The sequence below is a fragment of the Mucilaginibacter sp. P4_E8 genome (assembly GCF_056401495.1).
The window spans coordinates 18,208-38,898 of the sequence record NZ_JBFUJG010000037.1 but is presented as its reverse complement, the minus strand read 5'-3'; the positions used below and the strand labels follow the sequence as shown (position 1 = coordinate 38,898).

Annotated in this window: 19 protein-coding genes; 6 read left to right on the top strand and 13 right to left on the bottom strand. The window is 41.8% G+C overall.

From position 1 onward, the window contains the following. The first annotated feature begins 62 nt into the window (after positions 1–62). Together AC1DRQ_RS15350 and AC1DRQ_RS15345 are read left to right on the top strand one after the other, a co-directional pair. Positions 63–1,052, top strand: coding sequence for a hypothetical protein (locus tag AC1DRQ_RS15350; RefSeq protein ID WP_477425561.1), 990 nt, complete (start codon positions 63–65; stop codon positions 1,050–1,052). A 157-nt stretch (positions 1,053–1,209) separates the two neighbouring features. Then, positions 1,210–2,526: a sugar MFS transporter gene (locus AC1DRQ_RS15345; RefSeq protein WP_477425560.1), complete on the top strand. Its 1,317-nt coding sequence runs from the start codon at positions 1,210–1,212 to the stop codon at positions 2,524–2,526. A gap of 109 nt (positions 2,527–2,635) precedes the next feature. On the opposite strand, the gene AC1DRQ_RS15340 is transcribed toward AC1DRQ_RS15345, so the two are convergent. The 4 genes from AC1DRQ_RS15340 to AC1DRQ_RS15325 form a co-directional block, all read right to left on the bottom strand. Continuing rightward, positions 2,636–3,085 carry a sterol desaturase family protein gene (locus AC1DRQ_RS15340; RefSeq protein WP_477425559.1) on the bottom strand — a complete coding sequence of 150 codons (450 nt, stop codon included), beginning with the start codon at positions 3,083–3,085 and terminating at the stop codon, positions 2,636–2,638. 1 nt (position 3,086) lies between these two features. Continuing rightward, positions 3,087–3,728: a TlpA family protein disulfide reductase gene (locus AC1DRQ_RS15335; RefSeq protein WP_477425558.1), complete on the bottom strand. Its 642-nt coding sequence runs from the start codon at positions 3,726–3,728 to the stop codon at positions 3,087–3,089. Between the two features lie 133 nt (positions 3,729–3,861). After that, positions 3,862–5,265, bottom strand: a complete 1,404-nt coding sequence (gene lpdA / locus AC1DRQ_RS15330; RefSeq protein ID WP_429401046.1) for a dihydrolipoyl dehydrogenase — start codon at positions 5,263–5,265, stop codon at positions 3,862–3,864. Positions 5,266–5,328: 63 nt separating this feature from the next. Beyond that, a complete protein-coding gene (locus AC1DRQ_RS15325) occupies positions 5,329–6,327 on the bottom strand; it encodes a phosphotransferase enzyme family protein (RefSeq protein WP_477425557.1) in 999 nt (332 codons plus the stop codon). 377 nt (positions 6,328–6,704) lie between these two features. Here AC1DRQ_RS15325 and AC1DRQ_RS15320 point away from each other — a divergent pair, with 377 nt between their 5' ends. The 3 genes from AC1DRQ_RS15320 to AC1DRQ_RS15310 all read left to right on the top strand — a co-directional run bounded on the left by AC1DRQ_RS15320 (position 6,705) and on the right by AC1DRQ_RS15310 (position 11,024). Next, positions 6,705–8,384, top strand: coding sequence for a M1 family metallopeptidase (locus AC1DRQ_RS15320; RefSeq protein WP_477425556.1), 1,680 nt, complete (start codon positions 6,705–6,707; stop codon positions 8,382–8,384). A gap of 29 nt (positions 8,385–8,413) precedes the next feature. Continuing rightward, on the top strand, positions 8,414–10,087 hold the full coding sequence (locus tag AC1DRQ_RS15315; protein ID WP_477425555.1) for a M1 family metallopeptidase: 1,674 nt from the start codon (positions 8,414–8,416) through the stop codon (positions 10,085–10,087). Between the two features lie 199 nt (positions 10,088–10,286). Next, a complete protein-coding gene (locus AC1DRQ_RS15310) occupies positions 10,287–11,024 on the top strand; it encodes a head GIN domain-containing protein (protein ID WP_477425554.1) in 738 nt (245 codons plus the stop codon). 150 nt (positions 11,025–11,174) lie between these two features. On the opposite strand, the gene AC1DRQ_RS15305 is transcribed toward AC1DRQ_RS15310, so the two are convergent. From AC1DRQ_RS15305 to AC1DRQ_RS15295, 3 genes are read right to left on the bottom strand one after another with little or no spacing between them, the layout of a single operon-like run. After that, positions 11,175–11,900 (bottom strand): DUF2490 domain-containing protein, encoded by a 726-nt coding sequence (locus AC1DRQ_RS15305; RefSeq protein WP_429400962.1) that lies wholly within the window; start codon positions 11,898–11,900, stop codon positions 11,175–11,177. Between the two features lie 31 nt (positions 11,901–11,931). Then, positions 11,932–12,957: a hypothetical protein gene (locus AC1DRQ_RS15300; protein WP_477425553.1), complete on the bottom strand. Its 1,026-nt coding sequence runs from the start codon at positions 12,955–12,957 to the stop codon at positions 11,932–11,934. Positions 12,958–12,964: 7 nt separating this feature from the next. Further along, positions 12,965–14,692: an ArnT family glycosyltransferase gene (locus AC1DRQ_RS15295; RefSeq protein WP_477425552.1), complete on the bottom strand. Its 1,728-nt coding sequence runs from the start codon at positions 14,690–14,692 to the stop codon at positions 12,965–12,967. Between the two features lie 148 nt (positions 14,693–14,840). Here AC1DRQ_RS15295 and AC1DRQ_RS15290 point away from each other — a divergent pair, with 148 nt between their 5' ends. Beyond that, the gene (locus tag AC1DRQ_RS15290; RefSeq protein ID WP_477425551.1) at positions 14,841–15,311 is read left to right on the top strand and encodes a DinB family protein; all 471 of its coding nucleotides are present in this window, start codon (positions 14,841–14,843) and stop codon (positions 15,309–15,311) included. 210 nt (positions 15,312–15,521) lie between these two features. Here AC1DRQ_RS15290 and atpG read toward each other — a convergent pair whose 3' ends face one another. From atpG to atpB, 6 genes are all read right to left on the bottom strand, one after another. Continuing rightward, positions 15,522–16,403 carry an ATP synthase F1 subunit gamma gene (gene atpG, locus AC1DRQ_RS15285; RefSeq protein WP_429400969.1) on the bottom strand — a complete coding sequence of 294 codons (882 nt, stop codon included), beginning with the start codon at positions 16,401–16,403 and terminating at the stop codon, positions 15,522–15,524. Positions 16,404–16,488: 85 nt separating this feature from the next. Beyond that, on the bottom strand, positions 16,489–18,063 hold the full coding sequence (gene atpA, locus AC1DRQ_RS15280) for a F0F1 ATP synthase subunit alpha (protein WP_477425550.1): 1,575 nt from the start codon (positions 18,061–18,063) through the stop codon (positions 16,489–16,491). A 34-nt stretch (positions 18,064–18,097) separates the two neighbouring features. Next, a complete protein-coding gene (gene atpH, locus AC1DRQ_RS15275) occupies positions 18,098–18,643 on the bottom strand; it encodes an ATP synthase F1 subunit delta (RefSeq protein WP_477425549.1) in 546 nt (181 codons plus the stop codon). A gap of 117 nt (positions 18,644–18,760) precedes the next feature. Further along, positions 18,761–19,252 (bottom strand): F0F1 ATP synthase subunit B, encoded by a 492-nt coding sequence (gene atpF / locus AC1DRQ_RS15270; RefSeq protein ID WP_429400974.1) that lies wholly within the window; start codon positions 19,250–19,252, stop codon positions 18,761–18,763. 104 nt (positions 19,253–19,356) lie between these two features. Further along, positions 19,357–19,599: an ATP synthase F0 subunit C gene (gene atpE, locus AC1DRQ_RS15265; RefSeq protein WP_090472659.1), complete on the bottom strand. Its 243-nt coding sequence runs from the start codon at positions 19,597–19,599 to the stop codon at positions 19,357–19,359. A 62-nt stretch (positions 19,600–19,661) separates the two neighbouring features. Then, the gene (atpB, locus tag AC1DRQ_RS15260; RefSeq protein WP_477425548.1) at positions 19,662–20,657 is read right to left on the bottom strand and encodes a F0F1 ATP synthase subunit A; all 996 of its coding nucleotides are present in this window, start codon (positions 20,655–20,657) and stop codon (positions 19,662–19,664) included. Positions 20,658–20,691: the final 34 nt, after the last annotated feature.

Sequence of the window (20,691 nt, the reverse complement as noted above, 5' to 3'; positions counted from 1 at the left end):
TTTGGATTGTTTTACTTTAGAAGCAGATCACCCGTTTCTGATATACTAAACCATTATTACCCATGACCAGTCTTTTCAGTAATAAATTGAAATTAATTACCAGTAAATATGGGGGTGTTTTTTTAGGAGCCGTTTATGGACTGATTTTGCGACTGGTATTTAACATTGCCTTCAAAATTGATTTTAGTTTTACTGATCTGTTTTCAATAACATTTATCTGGATCGTGCCGGTATTTATTGGGATAACCCCCATGCTTTTTGCCAGGCCTATACAATTGGAGCGTTTAACCTACAGGGTAATCACTCCCTGTTCTACAGTTTTGGTTTTTTTTATATTTTGTTTCATTACACGTATTGAGGATATTTTATGCATCCTGGTTATTGCGGCTCCGTTTCTTTTAGGAGCGATGATGGGCGGATTAATTTTCGGAAAGTTCCTGCTGCATTATCGCAAAAACCGAGGCGTTTTATATTCTGTACTACTCATACCATTTATAACCGGAATCATCGAGGACCAGTTCAAAATCCCAACAGGCATTTACAATGTAAATACCACGGTTCTAATTAATTCTAATCTGCAAAATATCTGGCAAAATGTAGTAAGGGTAAGGCAAATCAACAATGAGGAATACACCAAAGGAGTATTTAATTATGCAGGTATACCCCGCCCCCTATTTGCAGAACTTAATAAAGACACTATTGGAGCTACCAGAACCGGACATTTTGAAGGAGGGTTAATGTTTATTGAAACTGTTAACCGTTGGAAGAGGAATAGAAATGTATCGTTCAGTATCAAAGTATTACCCTCAACCATTCGGAACACCGTTTTTGACCGGCATATTTTAACCGGTAATCATTTTGAGTTTCTAAATGCTTCCTATACATTAAAAAAGATAAGTAATAATAAAATTGAGCTAAGTTTAGCATCATCGTACCGCTTGGATACAAGAATAAATCAATATGCCTCATTTTGGGGCAATTGTTTACTGTCTGATTTTCAGAAAAGGTTATTAAACGTTATAAAACAACGATGTGAAAGTAATAACAAATAAAAAGAGGTTGTAATTGATACAATTACAGTGATTATTTGCTATTTTCAGTAATAATGGGGTATTAATTTCATAAATTTTCACATTTGCAATACAACCTATCAACTTTTTTAATTATTTTAGAAACTTAATTAAGTTTTTAACGATTTTATCAAAGATTATGGATTCTATTATCGATAACAAAAAAACAGCTGTTAAAAAATCAGCAATAAATCCTATCATCATTATAGGCGCTTTATTTTTCATTTTCGGTTTTGTAACCTGGCTAAATTCGGTATTGATACCCTATCTTAAAATTGCCTGCCAGCTTAATAACATCGAATCGTTTTTAGTGGCCAGCGCCTTTTACATTGCCTATCTGCTGATGGCCAAACCGTCGGCATGGCTGCTCAAAATATTTGGTTTTAAAAACGGAATGGCAGTCGGCTTAATTATCATGGCTTTGGGCGCGCTGATATTTATACCCGCAGCATTAACCCGTACGTATGTCATTTTCCTGATCGGCCTGTTTGTACAGGGTTCAGGATTAGCGGTTCTGCAATCGGCCTCAAACCCATATATCACTATAGTTGGCCCACCCGAAAGTGCCGCCAAGCGTATCAGCATTATGGGTATATGTAATAAGTTTGCCGGTGTATTGGCCCCACTGGCATTGGGCGCTGTTGTGTTAAAAAACATCGATGCTTTTACAGCTAAACTTGCCACGCTGAATGACACTGAAAAGATAAGCGAACTTAACGAGCTGGCTTCACGCGTTATATTACCTTATGTACTTATTGTAATTGTATTGGCGATACTGGCCGTACTGATCTATTTTTCGGGACTGCCTGAAATTGATACCGATCATGAGGACGAAACCGTTGCCGCTGCCAACTCCGGCAAAACCAGCATATTCCAGTTTCCGCACTTAATATTAGGAGTAATAGCCCTGTTCCTGTATGTAGGAGCCGAGGTCATAGCTGGCGATTCCATCATCAGTTATGGCATGGCGCATCATATCCCGTTGTCTACCGCCAAGTATTTTGCCTCCGGTACCCTTGCCTGTATGGTTATTGGTTATATTGCCGGCATACTATTTATTCCCCGTTATATTTCACAGCAAAAAGCGCTGGTATATTCGGCTATTTTAGGTGTAATTTTAACCGCCGCCGCATTACTTGTCCCTAAATATGCTTCGGTAGCATGTATAGCCCTCTTAGGTTTAGCCAACTCTTTAATGTGGCCCGCTATATGGCCGCTGGCGCTATCGGGCCTGGGCAGGTTTACCAAAATAGGTTCCTCTCTACTGGTAATGGGTATAGCAGGCGCAGCTGTTTTCCCTCCAATTTATGGCTTCCTTGTTGATAAGACTAAAGAAAGCGCCGGTCCAGAGATGGCAGCACAATCATCATACTGGATATTGCTTCCTATTTATTTATTCATCCTGTATTTTGCTACAGTAGGTTATAAAAAAGGCAAGCATGTGGTGGCAGTGTAAGGCTTTAGATCGTCTGAACCATGATTTATGGGATTTAAGGATTTCCATGATTGTTGTCAATAAGAAATCCCAATAATCCCTGAATCCGTTTAATCATGGTTCAGACAATTTACAATATCACACTCCTAAACCATTTCCTGCTTGCCACCAGTAACCCAAACTCTTCCGACGGGTTTTTCTCTGTTGATTTATGATGAATTTTATGCGCCCGGCGAATGCCCATCAGGTAACGGTTATTACTTTTAAAGGCTTTGAAGCGGTTGTGGATAAACCAATCGTGGAAAATAAAATAGATGATGCCGTATATACTGATGCCTGTACCAATCCAAAAATGGTAATCTAAACTGAGATGCCCTATCCACATCAACCATAAGGCCAGCGCTGCAAAACCGATACTAAAAATATCGTTCAGCTCCAGAAAGCCATGCCTTTCCTGATGATGCGTTTTATGAATAAACCACAGCGGCCCATGAAACAGGTATTTATGCATAGCCCAGGATATAGCTTCCATTACAACAATGGTCATAAGCACAATACTTATATCCGATAATATCTTCATATTATTTTGCCGCTAATGCCGGTTCTATAACGTTTTCTATGCCTGCGATGTTAACATCCTCTTGTCCGTCATATCCCGTTTTCTGAAATATCACCTCCCCTTTTTTATTAAAGATGATCACGGTAGGATAACCTACAAAACCCAACTGCGCATCCGGGCATTTGGTTTTATCACCTGGAGAAATACTTTCCAATTGGTTTCCAACATGATTAACTTTCGAGTCGCAACCCTCTATAAAATATACAGGCAACCTGAAATCCTGTCGTTGGCTAAAAAACTGATATGACTTTACATAATTAGCCATTGATGTATCCTGAGCTATAAACTTTTTAACGACACTACTATCCGTGCGACATAAAGTTATAAAACAAAAATCTTTATCATTAAAGTGTTTAGAGTAAAGCTTGTGCAGCATGCCCATTTCTATAAAACATTGCGGACATGGTATAAACCACGAATCAATAAACAGTACTTTATTTTTACTCAACTGCTTTAAAGTAGTATGCTTACCATGAATATCGTAAACATCAATATCAGGCAAATATTTAAGTTGCTGCTTTTGAGTAGCACTATTTTGTGCCCTGCCCATAGATGCCCAAAACAACATACATGTTAGTAAGATATAATAGTTTATCTTCTTCATAAGTAATAATTAGTTTAATATAAGCTATACTAAAACAAAAAGCAGAAACAAATCTAATTGTTTCTGCTTCAATGTTATTTACTTCGATATTCTAAATTAAAAATCCGAAATCGAAATTCCCAAATCCGAACTCTTATATATGTATTGGCCTGTTCTCCGTAGCTGCTAAACATGCTTCGCGCATGGCTTCGGTATAAGTTGGGTGGGCGTGGCTCATGCGCGAAATATCTTCGGCGCTTGCACGGTATTCCATAGCTACAACAGCTTCGGCTATCATATCCGCGGCACGCGGACCAATCATGTGTACACCCAGGATTTCGTCGGTAGCGGCATCAGCCAGTACTTTTACAAAACCATCCAAATCACCGCTGGCACGGGCACGACCGCTGGCTTTAAATGGGAACGAACCTGTTTTATATTTTACACCGGCCTCCTTTAACTGCTCTTCGGTTTGGCCCACGGCAGCAACTTCTGGCCAGGTATAAACAACACCCGGTATCAGGTTATAGTCGATGTGCGGTTTTTGGCCGGCAATAATCTCGGCAACCAAAGTACCTTCATCCTCGGCTTTGTGTGCCAGCATGGCGCCTTTAATAACATCGCCAATGGCATAAACACCTTTAACGCTGGTTTCCAGGTGATCATTAACGGTGATCTTACGGCCGCGTTCTTCAACCGTAATACCTATTTTATCCAAACCTAAATTATCGGTATAAGCTATACGGCCAACGGCTACCAGGCAGTAATCGCCTTTAAGCTCTTTTTTCTCGCCTTTAGGGGTATCAAAACTTACAGTAACTTCTTTACCTTTTACCGTAGCGCCGGTAACTTTATGACCCAGGTAAAACTCCATACCCAGTTTGGTTAATACTTTTTGCAGCTCGCGACCCAATGCTTTATCCATAGTTGGGATAATGCCATCCATAAATTCAATTACAGATACTTTAGACCCTAAACGTGCATATACAGAACCCAGCTCCAAACCAATAACCCCACCGCCTATCAGTACCAGGTGTTTAGGTATTTCGGTGAGTGTTAAAGCCTCGGTAGATGTGATAATGCGTTTTTTATCGATCTTTAAAAATGGCAGTGCCGATGGTTTTGAACCGGTAGCAATGATCACGTTAGTACTGGTGATCTCGGTTTCGGTGCCATCGCTTTTTTTAACGATGATGGTATTTTTATCTTTAAATGATCCAACACCAAAGTGAGTGTCGATCTTGTTTTTCTTCATCAGGTAGCTAATGCCACTGGTGTTGGCATCAACCACTTCCTGCTTACGTTTGATCATCTGCCCGAAATCAATTTTCAGGTTATCCAGGTTAATACCATGCGTTTTAAATGAGTGAGCCGCGTTATGGTAATGTTCAGACGAATCAAGCAAAGCCTTTGACGGGATACAGCCTACATTTAAGCAGGTACCACCAAGGGTAGGATATTTTTCAACGATAGCGGTTTTTAAACCCAGCTGGGCACAACGTATAGCGGCTACATAGCCTCCAGGGCCCGAACCGATAACGATAACATCATATTGCATAGTAGTGTATTTTGTGGTTGGCAAAGTTAATGGTTATTAGCCTATTATTTTATAGATTTAGGGTCAAAATTCACAATACTTGTTTACCCAGGAGCGGATCAGCGCTACCCTGTCTTTTATAAACCGCGTGCCAAAAAACAAATTCGACCAGTCGTCAAAGTGATCATGCTGAAACCCTAAATAAAATATCCAGAACCCAACACCCAGGTAAGGGATAGCTTTAAGCTCTTCTTCGGTAACATCCCTGTTTTCGCGATAGCCCGAAATAAAAACCGCAAACATCCGGTCGGCCTCCTCATTGCTGAGCTTGCCCGTATAATTATGCACAAAGAAATGCACAAAGAACGACATCAGGTCATTTGCCAGATAGCCCTTACCGGCAAAGTCGAAATCGAAAAAGGTTAAAGTCCCGGCTTCGCTAAAATGGAAGTTCTTCGGTAAAAAATCATACTGGCAATACCCGTAGCTAAATTTACCGGTATCAAATGATGTCAGCTTTTCAATTACCTTATCTGCGGTTTCTTTTAAATAAGTGTACTCCTCAGGCAGATCTTTAAAAGCCGGTTTCAGGTCTTTTATGGGTTGGGTGAGCGTAGTTTCAGTTGTATATGCTTTCCGCTGATGCTTTAGTTCGATAACCGAAGTTATATTATGAACTATCGCCATTTGCCTGCCGATTGTTTTGAGCTGATCGTCCGTTAGTTCAAAAACAGGGCCACCTTCGGCGTAAGAAAATAAAATACCATAACGAATACCTTCGGCGGCTTCAAATTGCTGCAGCTGATCACCCCGGGTGTCTTTAATTGGATAAGCTACACTGGCGCCGTTTTCTTTTAACAGGTTCAGTAGCTCTATCTCTCCCTTTATTTCGTCTGCCGAACGATGTTGCTCCCGGTAAACTTTGAAAACGTATTGGGCATCTGTGGCTTCTATAATATAGGTATCGCTCACTCCACGTAACAAATACTTACAGGTTATAAGTTTTAAGCCGTAAGCATCCTCAATATACGTTTTTAAGGCGATGGCCGATAAGGTTGAATACTGCGCAGGAAACTTGGGCATAGGTAAAAGATTTAGATAGCCTACAATGATACAAAATTGAAAATACTTAGCGCCGGGCCTACTCTTATTTTACCAAACATTAGCCATTTATTAGCCTGTTATTGTAACAGTGTTGAAATGAACGTTTAAATGATGATTTACTTGTTATTTTAGTCAGTAAATTGACTGATCTCATGAAAAAAAATCTCCTTTACTATTTAAATAAAACTCCGCCCAAATCCACTGCTTAAGGTAGAGTCTTAAAAAAAGTCTTCCCTGCCGGATTAAATTTATCCTCACCCTTTCAGGGGGATATTTTAACAGAGGCTGCTTTGTGAGAAAATTTACTGAAGCATATTTACTACATTTAAGCTTATTTTATTGACTGATTCTTAACAATGAACAATTTATCATTTATCAAAGTGCATTATAAATTAATGCTCCTGCTGGCAATTACATTTCTGCCTGCCATCACCCAGGCCCAACTGCTGGAAACCAAAGAAAAATACACCCATGCCGATACGCTGCGCGGCACCCTTTCACCATTGCGTAGCTGTTACGATATCAATTACTACCACCTTGATGTTAAGGTTAATATTGATCAAAAAGCCATTAGCGGCAGCAACCAGTTTAAATTTACCGCCACGCAGGATTTTACCAAACTGCAGTTTGATCTGTTTGCCAACCTTAATGTAGATAAGGTGGTATATAAAGGAAAGACCCTGGCTTATACCCGCGATGCTAACGCCGTATTTGTAACATTCCCGCAAACCATAGCAAAAGGCAGTAAGGACGAATTTACGGTATACTATTCGGGCAAGCCAACCATAGCCGTAAATGCTCCCTGGGATGGCGGACTGGTATTTAAAAAAGATTCTCTGGGTAAGCCCTGGGTGGCTACGGCCTGCGAGGGTGTAGGCGCCAGCATCTGGTGGCCCAATAAAGATCACCTGAGCGATGAGGTAGACAGCATGATGATCAGCATCAGCGTACCTAAAGGTTTAAAAGATGTATCCAACGGCCGCCTGCGTAAGGTTACCCCCTTAAAAGATGGATATACCCGTTTTGATTGGTTTGTTGCCAATCCCATCAACAACTATGATGTGGCTGCAAACATTGGCGATTATACCCACTTTAGCGATACCTACGATGGCGAAAAAGGCAAACTCACCCTTGATTACTGGGTACTGCCGGCCAGTCTTGACAAGGCCAAAAAGCAATTTGGCGAAAACGTAAAACCCATGCTTAAAGCCTTTGAACATTGGTTTGGCCCCTATCCTTTTTATGCCGATGGTTATAAACTGGTAGAGACACCACACCTGGGCATGGAACACCAAAGTGCTACGGCTTATGGAAACCATTACCTGAACGGTTATTTAGGCTATGATATGTCGGGCACGGGCTGGGGACTTAAGTGGGATTACATCATTGTACATGAAAGTGGCCACGAATGGTTTGGCAATAACATTACCGGGAAAGACCTGGCCGATATGTGGATCCATGAAAGCTTTACCTGCTATTCCGAATCGTTATTTATTGAAGATAACTGGGGCAAAAAAGCCGGACAGGAATATAACAAAGGGCTCAGGCCAGGTATCGGTAATCGCAGCCCGATTGTTGGGGCTTATAACGTAAACAAAGAAGGCTCGGAGGATATGTACCCTAAAGGCGCCGTATTGCTCAACATGGTGCGCACCATTATTAACGACGATGAAAAATGGCGCACTATTTTACGCGGCCTTAACAGCACATTTTACCATCAAACCGTTACTTATGATCAGGTGGTGAATTATATTAATGATCAGTCGGGCAAAAACCTGCTGCCTGTTTTTGATCAGTACCTGCATTATAAAAACCTGCCTATACTGGAGTTTGGTGTACGAGATGGCAAACTGTTAAGCCGCTGGATAGCCGATGCTAAAGGTTTTACCATGCCGGTACTGGTAAGGGTTAAAGGAGGCGAGTATAAATTTATTACCCCTACCACCCGCTTTACCCCGGTTGAAATTGAAGGCGCTACCAAAGACAATATTGAGGTTGATACTTTTAATTATTATATAGGAATACTGATTGATTAAGTTGATTGATTTAATTACGATATAAAGACATGCGAAATAATACACTTTACATTTTTTCACTTACCCTTTTACTGGTAAGTGTTTGTTTATTGCCCGCGCAAGCCCAGCTTGGCGCAAACCGCGAAACCTTTACCCATGCCGATACCCTACGCGGAAGTTTATCACCTTTACGTACCTGTTATGATATTAACTACTATCACCTGGATGTGAAGTTTGATATCGGTCAAAAATTCATCAGCGGCAGCAACTTATTTAAATTTACCGCTACGCAGGATTTTACCAAATTACAGTTTGATCTGTTTGCTAACCTGAAGGTTGAAAAAGTAGTTTATAAAGGAAAAGAATTGCCCTATACCCGCGAGTTTAACGCAGTGTTCATCACGTTTCCGCAAACTATAACCAATGGCAGCAAGGATCAATTTACGGTATATTACTCAGGCAACCCAACCATTGCCAAACGTGCCCCCTGGGATGGCGGCGTAGTATTCACTACCGACTCCCTGGGCAAACCCTGGGTTGCTACGGCCTGCCAGGGTGTAGGCGCCAGCATCTGGTGGCCAACTAAAGATCATCAGTACGATGAGGTTGATAGCGCGCTGATCAGCATCAGTGCACCCAATGGTTTAAAGGATGTATCAAACGGTAGGCTACGTAAGGTAACCAAGCTAAAGGATGGCTATACCCGTTTCGACTGGTTTGTGGCTAATCCTATCAACAACTATGATATTGAAGCCAACATTGGCGATTATGTACATTATGATGGTACCTATCAGGGCGAAAAAGGTAAGTTAACACTCGACTACTGGCCGTTAAGCTATAACATTAACAAAGCCAAAAAACAATGGAACGAAAACGCAACTAAAATGCTGAAAGCATTTGAACATTGGTTTGGTCCATACCCTTTTTATGAGGATGGCTATAAACTGGTGGAAACCCCGCACCTGGGTATGGAACACCAAAGCGGTACCGCCTATGGCAATCATTACCAAAACGGCTACCTGGGCCGCGACCTGTCGGGCACGGGCTGGGGTTTAAAATGGGATTTTATTGTAGTACACGAGAGCGGGCACGAATGGTTTGGCAACAACATTACCTCCAAAGATGTTGCCGATATGTGGGTTCATGAAAGCTTCACCAACTATTCTGAATCCTTGTTTATTGAAACTTTTTATGGTAAACAGGCCGGGCAGGAGTATGTACATGGCACACGTATGAACATTGTAAACGACCGCCCTATTGTGGGTCCGTACAATGTGAACCGCGAAGGATCAGGCGATATGTATTACAAAGGCGGCAACCTGCTTAACATGGTACGTACCATTATTAACGATGATGAAAAATGGCGCAACATACTGCGCGGCCTCAACAAAACTTTTTATCACCAAACCGTTACTTATGATCAGATAGTGAATTACATCAGTGAGCAGGCCGGTATCAATTTATCACCTGTATTTGATCAGTACCTGCATTATAAAAACATCCCCATACTGGAGTTTACAACAAGGGAAGGCAAAACACTTTGCAAGTGGACCAACGCTGATGCGAAAGGCTTTAACATGCCGGTAAGAGTGCGGGTAAAAGGCGGCGATTATAAATTCATCACCCCAACCACCCGTTATTCCCCAGTTAATTTGGAAGGCGCCACTAAGGATAATATTGAAGTTGATACTTTTAATTATTACGTAGGGGTAATGGTTGATTAAGTTGTATTAAAAGAGTTGATGAATAAATAGGCTGTCATGCTGAACTTGTTTCAGCATCCCACATGCTGTTCCGCATTAGAGCTTAACACATGGGATGCCGAAATAAATTCGGCATGACTTGGCTAAAAGAAACTTTATTTCAAAAAAATTGCAACCTAAAAGCATAACGTGCGTCTTATAAACAAACAATTAACTTAACATGAAATCACTAAGCAAACTATTACTTGTTGTGGCATTGGCAGCAGGTACCGCAGGCCATACTTTCGCAAAAGCAACCCCAGTTGTTAAAACCATAAGTCAAACTACTCAGGACCGTCATTTATCCGGTTTTCATGCTATTGATCTGGCAGGTTCTTTTGATGTATATATTACCCAGGGGGCAACCGAATCGGTAAAAGTAGAAGCACCTTCAGATGTGATTGACCGTATTATTACCGAGGTACAGGGCGGTGTTTTAAAGATCCACAGTAAAAAAGACACTAACTGGGGCAATTGGAGCTGGGGCAACAAAAGAATGGTGATCTACGTTACCGCTAAAGATCTGAACAGCGTTGGTGTAACCGGCTCAGGCGATATCTTTTTCAAGGACGGCATTACTACCAATTCATTAAAATTACAGATCACAGGCTCGGGCGATATGCTGGGCAAAGTGAATGTAAAAACGCTGGAAAGTAAAATATCAGGCTCCGGCGATATGAAACTTTCTGGCCGTGCCGATGAATCGACAATAAGCGTGGTTGGCTCCGGCGATTTTACCGCCCGCGACATGGTAACGATTAACACAGCAGTACGTGTAGCAGGCTCTGGCGACGCGGTAGTAAACGCCAGCAATAAAGTTGACGCCTCTGTTAGCGGTTCAGGCGATATTCATTATACCGGAGGTGCTAAAAATATCAATAGCGCAAAAGCCGGTAGCGGGGATATTGAAAGGTTGTAACCTCATAGCCTCACCTAATCCTCTCCAAAGGAGAGGATTCCTGATTAGCGAGGTGGAAATATATTAAAAGAAAAGAGCGATAGGCATAACCTATCGCTCTTTTCTTTTTTAACCCTCTCATTAGGAGAGGGCAGGGTGAGGCTCTGAATCCTAAAACCTCGTATAAAAAGCCAGCTGTGCCACATGGTTCAGGGTATAGCTTTCGGCTTGTTTAATGTATTGGTTAAGGTATCCGGTTTCTACGTCGATCATTTTGTTGATGCGGTAGCCTACGGCAACATAGGCCCGGTTTTGATCAAAGAAATGCTTGTTCACCTTATTTTTATTTTGGATATTAACAAACACCTCATTCTGCAAGGCCAGGAACGGGCCCTTGCTAAATACTGCCGAATCGTTTTTAAATGGTATTACCCCTCTTGCAAAATACCGGAAACGTTGCGAAAAATAATGATCGTTCTTGTTGGCTGCAGTGTTACCCAAAAAGCGTTGCTCCCAACGGAACCGGTGCGATACCGCGATGGTTTTACCCATCTTGTGCGAGTAGGTGTACTGCTGCCAGATGCGGTGCTCAGGCCTGAAGGTTTTATCGCCAGCCGCGGTGCGGCCACTGGTAGCAATGTAGGCATAACCTAATGCTCCTACTTTGTTTTTAGCAAAATAGTAATTGGCAGACGGGCGCAGGAGCACATTTTTTAAATAACTTATCTGATCATGTGAGCGGAGCTGCCCATCAAATGAATAACCCCAATGGTCTGATAATTTTTGTGAGTGAAACCATGCCCCCCATCCCGAAAACTGATTATCCTGCGCAAATAGCTTTGCAGGCACTATAAATAATAAAACAATAAGAACTGATAATTTTTGCTTCAACTGCATAGGTATTAGTATTTGTTAAGGTTAATTACTGTTAATCTTTAAATCGTACCAGGGTTTGACGGCCCAAATCAAACGTTACCCTGAACGCTTCCTGATTGCTAAAATAACCTGGTGTTTGGTGCAAACTTAAAATAAATTGTCCTTTTATGCGCTTGTATAAAAATGGTGTGTATATCAGATCCATGCGGTTATAGGTTTTCTTTTCAAAAAACGAATCGCCATAAATGATATGGCTGCCCTGGCCTTTATAAAACTCATCAAACAAGGCAAAGCGGCGCCAGCCCAAATATACACTTGCCACAAAGCCGGCAGGTTTTTGAAAACCATCCAAACCACGGGTACGTTCAAATGACATCATTCCACCTGCCTCAAAGCTTAGCGAATCCAATATTGTTTTGTGGCTAAAATCAAGCCCTAACCTAATCTGACCGCCGCCATTATCCTGTATATGATCATTAGGGATAGGAATGGCCGGCCCGGCATCATGCATCAGCAAAAAATAATGCGATACATAAAATGGTCCGCTAAGACTTGGCCTGTATTTCCCTGAAAAACCGAATAAAAACTGTTCACGGTCGGTATTGGTTTGGCGGCTCACCCAATCAATCCAACCGGTTTCGGTAAAATGCTCATTGGTATATCGCGCCAGTAAACCTTGCACATTGGGGCGATAATAACGTAAAGTATCATTCAGTAAAGCCCGGGGATAATCGGTTAGTAAACCTTCGCGCGGAAAAGCACCGGCATTAAACAGCCAGTTTTTGCCGGTATAGCTATAATAAGCAACCGGATCAACCTTTAAAAAATAAGGCTGGGCGCCAAACTCATGAATGCCGTTAACACCCACAATGAAGTGATGAACACTATCAATATTCAAGCCCAGGTCAAGTGCCGTACGCACACCCGAGTAGGTACGTGACCGTAACACAAAATCCTTATACTCGCGGTTATCCAGAAAACCCATTCCGTTAAAATGGATATCGAGACTATTTTGCGCCAAAGCAGCGGTACTGCTTATGATGGTTATGATTGCTAATAGGTATAGTTTTTTAAACATGGGGTTATTATTTAACTGTTAAACTTGTAAAACCACTGTTCCTGCTCCCTACAAACGGATCCGTTCGCCAGGAAAAAAACAGCGCATAGTTCCCCTTTTTCATGGGGGATTTGAATGTAAATTTATAATGTGCCTGTGCACCGGGCTTTAATGGCGGCAGGTCATAAAAATCGTTCCCGGCCGACTGAATCTCCACAATATCCGCACCGAGGAAAAAACACACCTCAACTGTAAGCGGATGCAGTGCATTTTTATTACTGAAATCAATAGTGAACGGATACGGATTGGTGATGGTTAAGTTAACCGACTGCTGTTGCCCGGGTGCCGATGTGATACTATCGACCGACGCTTTGCATATCACCTTTTGATAGGTACGTGCATCCCTGATCCATCCGCCATACCACTTACCTGTAGTGGTAATACTATCAGTACTTACGTTAGGCCATTTATCCTGTGTAAGGTAATATACATCGGTATGCTGCAGGCTATCTTCAAAGGGCCACATATCAAACTGGGTGGTGCGGTAATACCGTGAATCGTACGCAAACCCTTTTAACGAGTTGGTATAAAAACAATATTTTGATGGATTTTGATATTCATCCCTCATCACCACATAATGATCGCCTGCTTTGGCATGTACTGCCTTTGCCCAATCCCTGAAACCGTAGTAGCTGGCCAATTGCCCGTTCTGTTTTAAAAACGAGAAACCCGCCACCAGGCATAACCTGAAAGCAACAATAAGCACGATGTTAACCACAGCCAACCAGTAAAGCCATACCGGGTTAAATTCTTTTTGTTTAAGATTGATCAGGGCCAGCATAACCAATGGCACAAAAGCTATCAGCGTATAATGCGGCTGCACATTTACTTTAAGGGTATTCAGATAAAAGAAAACAAAAACACCGGCAGCATTCACCATGAGACCGCGCATAAAGGCGTCCTTAATTTTGGTAGTGAAAGCCTTGTAAAATATAAACCAGCTAATGAGCGGTCCGCCGATGAGCAGTTGCGCAAGCAGGTAATTAAAGCCGTAAGTAATATCAAAACCACCGCCAGAGCGTTCGAACAAATTAAAATTCACCGCCGGGAAATTGTGGTGGTACTGCCATAATATATGTGGTACAAACAAAGCCAGAGCCAACACTACGATCAGGTAAAACGAGCCACGCTTTAACAGCTTTAAGTTTGATAGCAGGGTAAAACCTACAAGCAATACCCCATGGTACTTACTATACATAAGGCAAGCCACTACTACGCCAAGTATCAGCGCTAATATCCAGCTATCATGATCAAGGTATTGCTGGTAAAAAAAGTAGAACAAAACGGCGAAGAACAACAGCGGTGCATCGGGCGTGGCGGTAAAGCCATACACATGAAATATCAATATGCCCGCCATAAACAGGATAAACCATTTGGCGCTAACCGCATACCGTTGCAGCATGAGCCATACCAGGTATATAGCCAGCGTGCTTGACAGCAACGTTATGAGCCGTGCGCCCAGTTCATTATGCATCAATGTATCGCCAATGCGGATAAATACAGCCACCATTGGCGGGTGATAATAAAAGCCCCAATCCATCATCCGCGAAAACACCCAGTAGTAAGCTTCATCGGCATGGAGCTCCAGGGTGCTGGCCTGTAATACGTTTAATGCTGTCCACAACAATAAAAAATAAATAATAGGGCGGTTATACTTTTCCGTTGCCTGTTTATTATTTAAGGTGGTGTGCTGCATTAATTATGATAAAAATTGAATTGGCAAAGGTATGATAAAAGATATAAGGCATAAAGCGATCGTAATCATCATTAAGTAAATTGATCAAATAATATCGCTAATCTTGGTAATTTAGCTTTCCTGATAATCCACCTCATAATCTTCATCAATGCCCGAGTCAATACAAATCATAAAAGGCCCAAGAACTTTCATACTTAACCTGGTTAAGGATCTAACCGTTGAACAGCTTAACCATATTCCGCAAGGATTTAACAATAACCTGATCTGGAACCTGGCCCACATCATATCCGGCCAGCAAGGCATCTGTTACGCGCGTGCCGGGCTGCCTATTGTTGTGGACGATAAATACTATACCCCCTATCGCCCGGATACCAAACCCCAGGATTTTATTGATGCGGATGAGGTAGCAATTATCAAGGAGCTATTCCTATCAACGATTGACCAACTGGAAACCGATATACAGAACAATCTGTTTGTAAATTATCCCGCCTGGACCTCCCGCTATAATTTTGACGTGAACTCGTTTGATGAAGCTATGGATTTTTTACCTTTTCATGAAGGGTTGCATGCGGGCTATATGATGGCTTTGAAAAGGGCGGTTTTGAAGGAGCTGGAATAAATTATCCATATTAAGTTACCGTCACATCAATTGCGAGGCACGAAACAATTAGCCTCACCCAACCCTCTCCAAAGGAGAGGGCTTTAGAATGCTTTTTAAAGTCTCCCCCTTTGGGGGGAGATTTAGAGGGGGCTTAATCAAGGTTCAGACAAACAAAAAAGGCCTTCTTGTAAAAGAAGGCCTTTAATATAATAAGTTTATAAATAATCATTAACCTGCTAATGCCGCGGCACCGCTCACAATTTCGGTAAGCTCGGTAGTGATGGCTGCCTGGCGGGCCTGGTTGTATGAAAGCTTCAGGGCTTTTAACAAATCGCCTGCGTTTTCAGTAGCCTTATCCATAGCCGTCATACGGGCGCCATGTTCAGATGCATTTGAATCCAACACAGCACGGTACAACTGGATCTTGATATTTTTAGGGATCAGCTGTTCTACAATTTCCTCTTGCGATGGCTCCAGGATGTAATCAACATTAGCAGTTTTTGTTTGCTCCTGTTTTTCAGGTTTTGGCACCGGCAATAATTGCTCGGCAATTAAATACTGTACTGCAGCGTTCCTGAAATGGTTATAAACCAGCTCAACACGGTCAAAATCACCATCAACAAAACCTTTCATAATGCTTTCGGTAATTTTTGAAGCATTTTCAAAGTTAAGGTCAAGGTACAGATCGTTATTGTTGCCAATTACGTTGTATTTGCGTCTTTGGTAATACTCCTGGCTTTTTTTACCAATGGCCACTATCGAAACATTACCGGCCTGCAATTGCTTGCTGTATTTTTCGGCGATAAGGTTGTTGGCTGTTTTAATAACGTTGGCATTAAAAGCGCCTGCCAAACCACGGTTTGATGATACCACAATCACCAATATGCGCACGGGCTCGCGCTCCTGCAAATAAGGTGATGAGCCATCCTCTAAACTTTGAGAAAGATTTGCCAGCAGCTCTTTAAGCTTATTAGCATAAGGGCGCAATTGAACGATAGCATTTGTAGCGCGCTTTAACTTGGCAGCCGAAACCATTTTCATGGCCTTGGTGATCTGCTGTGTTGACGACACAGATGTTATCCTGTTTCTTACTTCTTTTAAATTAGCCATTCTTCTTATGAGGTTCGGGGAGCGGGGTTCGAGGTGCCGGGACTAATTTTCCACGCACCTCGCAACCCGCACCTCGCAACTTTAATTAATATCTTCCTGCCAGTTCTTTTGCTACTGTTTCCAGTACGCCGGTTATCTGGTCGTCAAACTTACCTGCTTTAAGGGCAGCTAATACTTCTGGATGACGGGCTTCTAACTGACTGGTATATTCTACTTCAAACTTCCTGATGTCTTTTACAGGCACATTACRCATCAGGTTTTTAGTACCTAAGTAAATAATGGCAACTTGTTTTTCAACAGATACAGGTGAGTACTGACCTTGTTTCAGGATCTCCACATTACGTACACCTTTATCCAGTACGTTTTTGGTTGATGCATCAAGATCTGATCCGAATTTAGAGAAAGCCTCCAGCTCCCGGTATTGAGCCTGGTCAAGTTTTAAAGTACCTGCTACTTTCTTCATTGATTTGATCTGCGCGTTACCACCCACACGTGATACCGAGATACCTACGTTAATAGCCGGACGAACACCCGCGTTGAACAGGTTTGATTCCAGGAATATCTGACCATCAGTAATAGAGATTACGTTGGTTGGGATATAAGCAGATACGTCACCAGCTTGTGTTTCGATGATAGGCAATGCGGTTAATGAACCACCACCTTTAACAATACCTCTGATAGATTCAGGCAGGTCATTCATCGCCTGGGCGATAGAATCATTTGCGTTGATCTTAGCGGCACGCTCTAATAAACGGCTGTGCAGGTAAAACACGTCACCAGGATAAGCCTCGCGGCCCGGTGGACGACGTAATAATAACGATACCTCACGGTAAGCAACAGCTTGTTTCGACAAATCATCATAAATGATCAAAGCCGGGCGACCAGTATCACGGAAATACTCGCCGATAGCAGCACCCGCGAAAGGAGCAAAGAACTGCATGGTAGCAGAGTCGGCAGCACTTGCAGATACAACGATAGAGAATGGCATAGCGCCGTTTTCTTCCAGTGTACGTACAATGTTTGCCACTGTACTTGCTTTTTGACCGCAAGCAACATATATACAGATAACTGGTTTCCCAGCATCATAAAATTCTTTTTGGTTAATGATGGTATCAATACAAACGGCAGTTTTACCAGTTTGACGGTCACCAATTACCAGCTCACGTTGTCCGCGGCCAATAGGGATCATCGCATCGATAGCTTTAATACCGGTTTGCAAAGGCTCGGTTACCGGCTGACGGTAGATAACACCTGGCGCTTTACGCTCTAAAGGCATTTCATAAGTTTGACCTGTGATAGGGCCTTTACCATCAATTGGGTTACCTAAAGTATCAACAACACGGCCAAGCATACCTTCGCCTACGTGAATTGATGCAATGCGGTTGGTACGTTTTACTGTATCACCTTCCTTAATATCGTCAGATTTACCTAACAATACTACACCCACGTTATCTTCTTCAAGGTTAAGAACGATACCTTGCAATCCTGTGCCAAATTCTACAAGCTCACCTGATTGTACTTTTGTTAATCCATAAACGCGTGCAATACCATCACCCACCTGGAGTACAGTACCTACTTCTTCTAATTCAGATTCTGACTTGAAGCCTGCCAATTGCTGACGCAAAATTGCCGATACTTCGTCTGGTCTTACCTCTACCATTGTTTAAAATTTATTTAGAGTTTTAGTGTTAATATTAAACCGCCTGTTCGGCAAATTCTTTCTTTAATTTTTTTAAGCTCGCTGCAATGCTGGTATCAACCTGCCTGTCGCCTACTGTTAGTACAAAACCACCAATTAATGATGGGTCAACCTTGGCTTCCAATATTACTGTACCACCAACTGCCTTTTGGACTTCGGCTACTATAGTTTTCTCATTAGCTGCCGATAGTTTGGTAGCCGAGGTAACTTTAGCTGTAGTGATATGCCTTTTAATATTATACAGGTTAATGTACTCAATCGCGGTAGTGTATAAAACCTCGCCACGACCTTTGTTAACCATCAGTTTAAAAAACGCGATAGTAGCCTTGTTCACCTTACCCAAAAACACTTCATCAAGTATTTTTATTTTTTTAATGTGGGCGATGATCGGGTTGCTCAAAACAGCTTTAAGTTCGGGGCTTCCCTTTAAGGTGTGTAAAAAAAGATCCATATCGGCTTTGATCACATCAACAATATCTTGTTCCTGTGCAAGGTCAATAAGCGATTTGGCGTACCTGGATCCTACTGTTAATTCTGACATGTCTTTTTTATTTCGAATTTTCGATTTCGGAATTTTTTATTTTGAGTTTAGGATATTTTAACTTCGGGAGCTGATCAGGAAATAAATCCGGAATCGAACACCCCAAATCCGAAATCTCTATAATTTCACTTCCTTTAATAGCTGGCTAACCAGTTCATCCTGTTTTTGCTGATCTTCAAATTGCTTGCGCAATACTTTCTCGGCAATTTGTAATGATAGTGTAGCTACCTGGTTTTTAACATCAGCCATCGCGATTGATTTCTGGTTGTTAATTTCAACACGGGCCAACTCAATCATGCGTGCACCTTCTTTGTGCGCCAGTTCCTTAGCATCTACAATCATTTGCTCTTTAACTTTGCGGGCCTCAGTTAATATCTGATCGCGCTCGGCACGGGCCAGTTTCAATAATGATTCATTCTCATTAGTTAAACGGGCCATTTCTTCTTTGGCAGCTTCGGCTTTTGAAAGTGAATCTTCAATAAAGCGTTCACGATCATTAAGCGCGCCTAAGATGGGTTTCCAGGCAAACTTTCCTAACAAAAACAACAGGATCGCAAATGATATTGTTGTCCAAACAACCAAACCAAGATTCGGGGTAACTAATTCCATAATTTATGTAAGCTATTACTTTATATGTTATTCTTTTTAATCTGATTAAAACAAGCCMGGAGCCAATCGCCCCGGGTTGTTCATTTTTTCTTTAACCCTAATAATTAGAGTAAAGCAACTACCACAGCAAACAAAGCAACACCTTCAACAAGGGCTGCAGCGATGATCATGTTAGTTTGAATTTTTGAGGCAGCTTCTGGCTGACGGGCGATACCTTCAACGGCTTTACCACCGATTTGACCGATACCGATACCAGCGCCAATAACAGCTAAGCCAGCACCAATTGCACCAATTTTTTGAAGCCCCACAACGCCTGTAGCAGCGGCTTGTGCAATTGTTCCGATCATTCCAATCATTGTCATTGTTTGATAATTTAACGTGTATGTATATATATTATAATTAATTCAGATTAATGATGATGCTCTTCAACCGCCATACCAATAAACAGCGATGTCAGCATCGTAAAAATAAAGGCCTGTAAAAATGCCACAAGCAATTCTATACAATCCATAAACACCACAAACGGAACAGATACAGTTGCCATCCATGCTGTTTTAAAGATAAAGATCAATGATATTAAGCTCAGTACTATAATGTGGCCCGCGGTAATGTTCGCAAACAAACGGATCATTAACGCGAATGGCTTTGATATGATACCAATAATTTCAACCGGAACCATGATGGGATATAACCAAACTGGGATATCGGGTGTGAAAATGTGTTTCCAGTAATATTTGTTACCGCTAAAATTGATCACGATCAGCACAATTACCGATAATACCATAGTTACCGCGATATTACCGGTAAGGTTAAAACCTCCCGGAAAAAACGGAACCAAGCCTAACAGGTTGTTGATCAATATAAAAAAGAAGATGGTTAACAGCAAAGGCATGTATTTAGCATACTTTACACCAATGTTAGGTATAGCTACATCATCCCTTACAAAAAGAATAACTGGCTCCAATAATGACTGTAAACCTTTTGGCGCTTTACCTGCGCGTTTTTTATAAGATGAGCTTATGCTAAAAAATACGATCAATAATATGATCATACCCATCCACATACTGGCAACATTGCGGGTTATTGAAAAATCATAAACCTTAGCGTCCTTATTAACTTCACCAGCTTCATCAACGGCTAATATTTTATTACCCTCAAGCTTGTAGTTGTAATACTCGCCTTTGTGAACGGGAGCCTCATGACCTTCTTCATGATGAAGGCCTAATTTCTCTGACGAGAAAATTTCCAATCCTTTATCAGTATACAGGATAACCGGCAGTGGAATGGCAATATTTCCGAATACATGCATGGAGTGCGAATCACCAATATGTTCAAATACGACCTCTTTTGGATCAAACGGCTTTTCGGTGCCTTCGGCGGCTTTTTCCTGCGAAAAAGATAACACAGGCTTAACACAAAACAGCAAAAAAAGCGCGGAA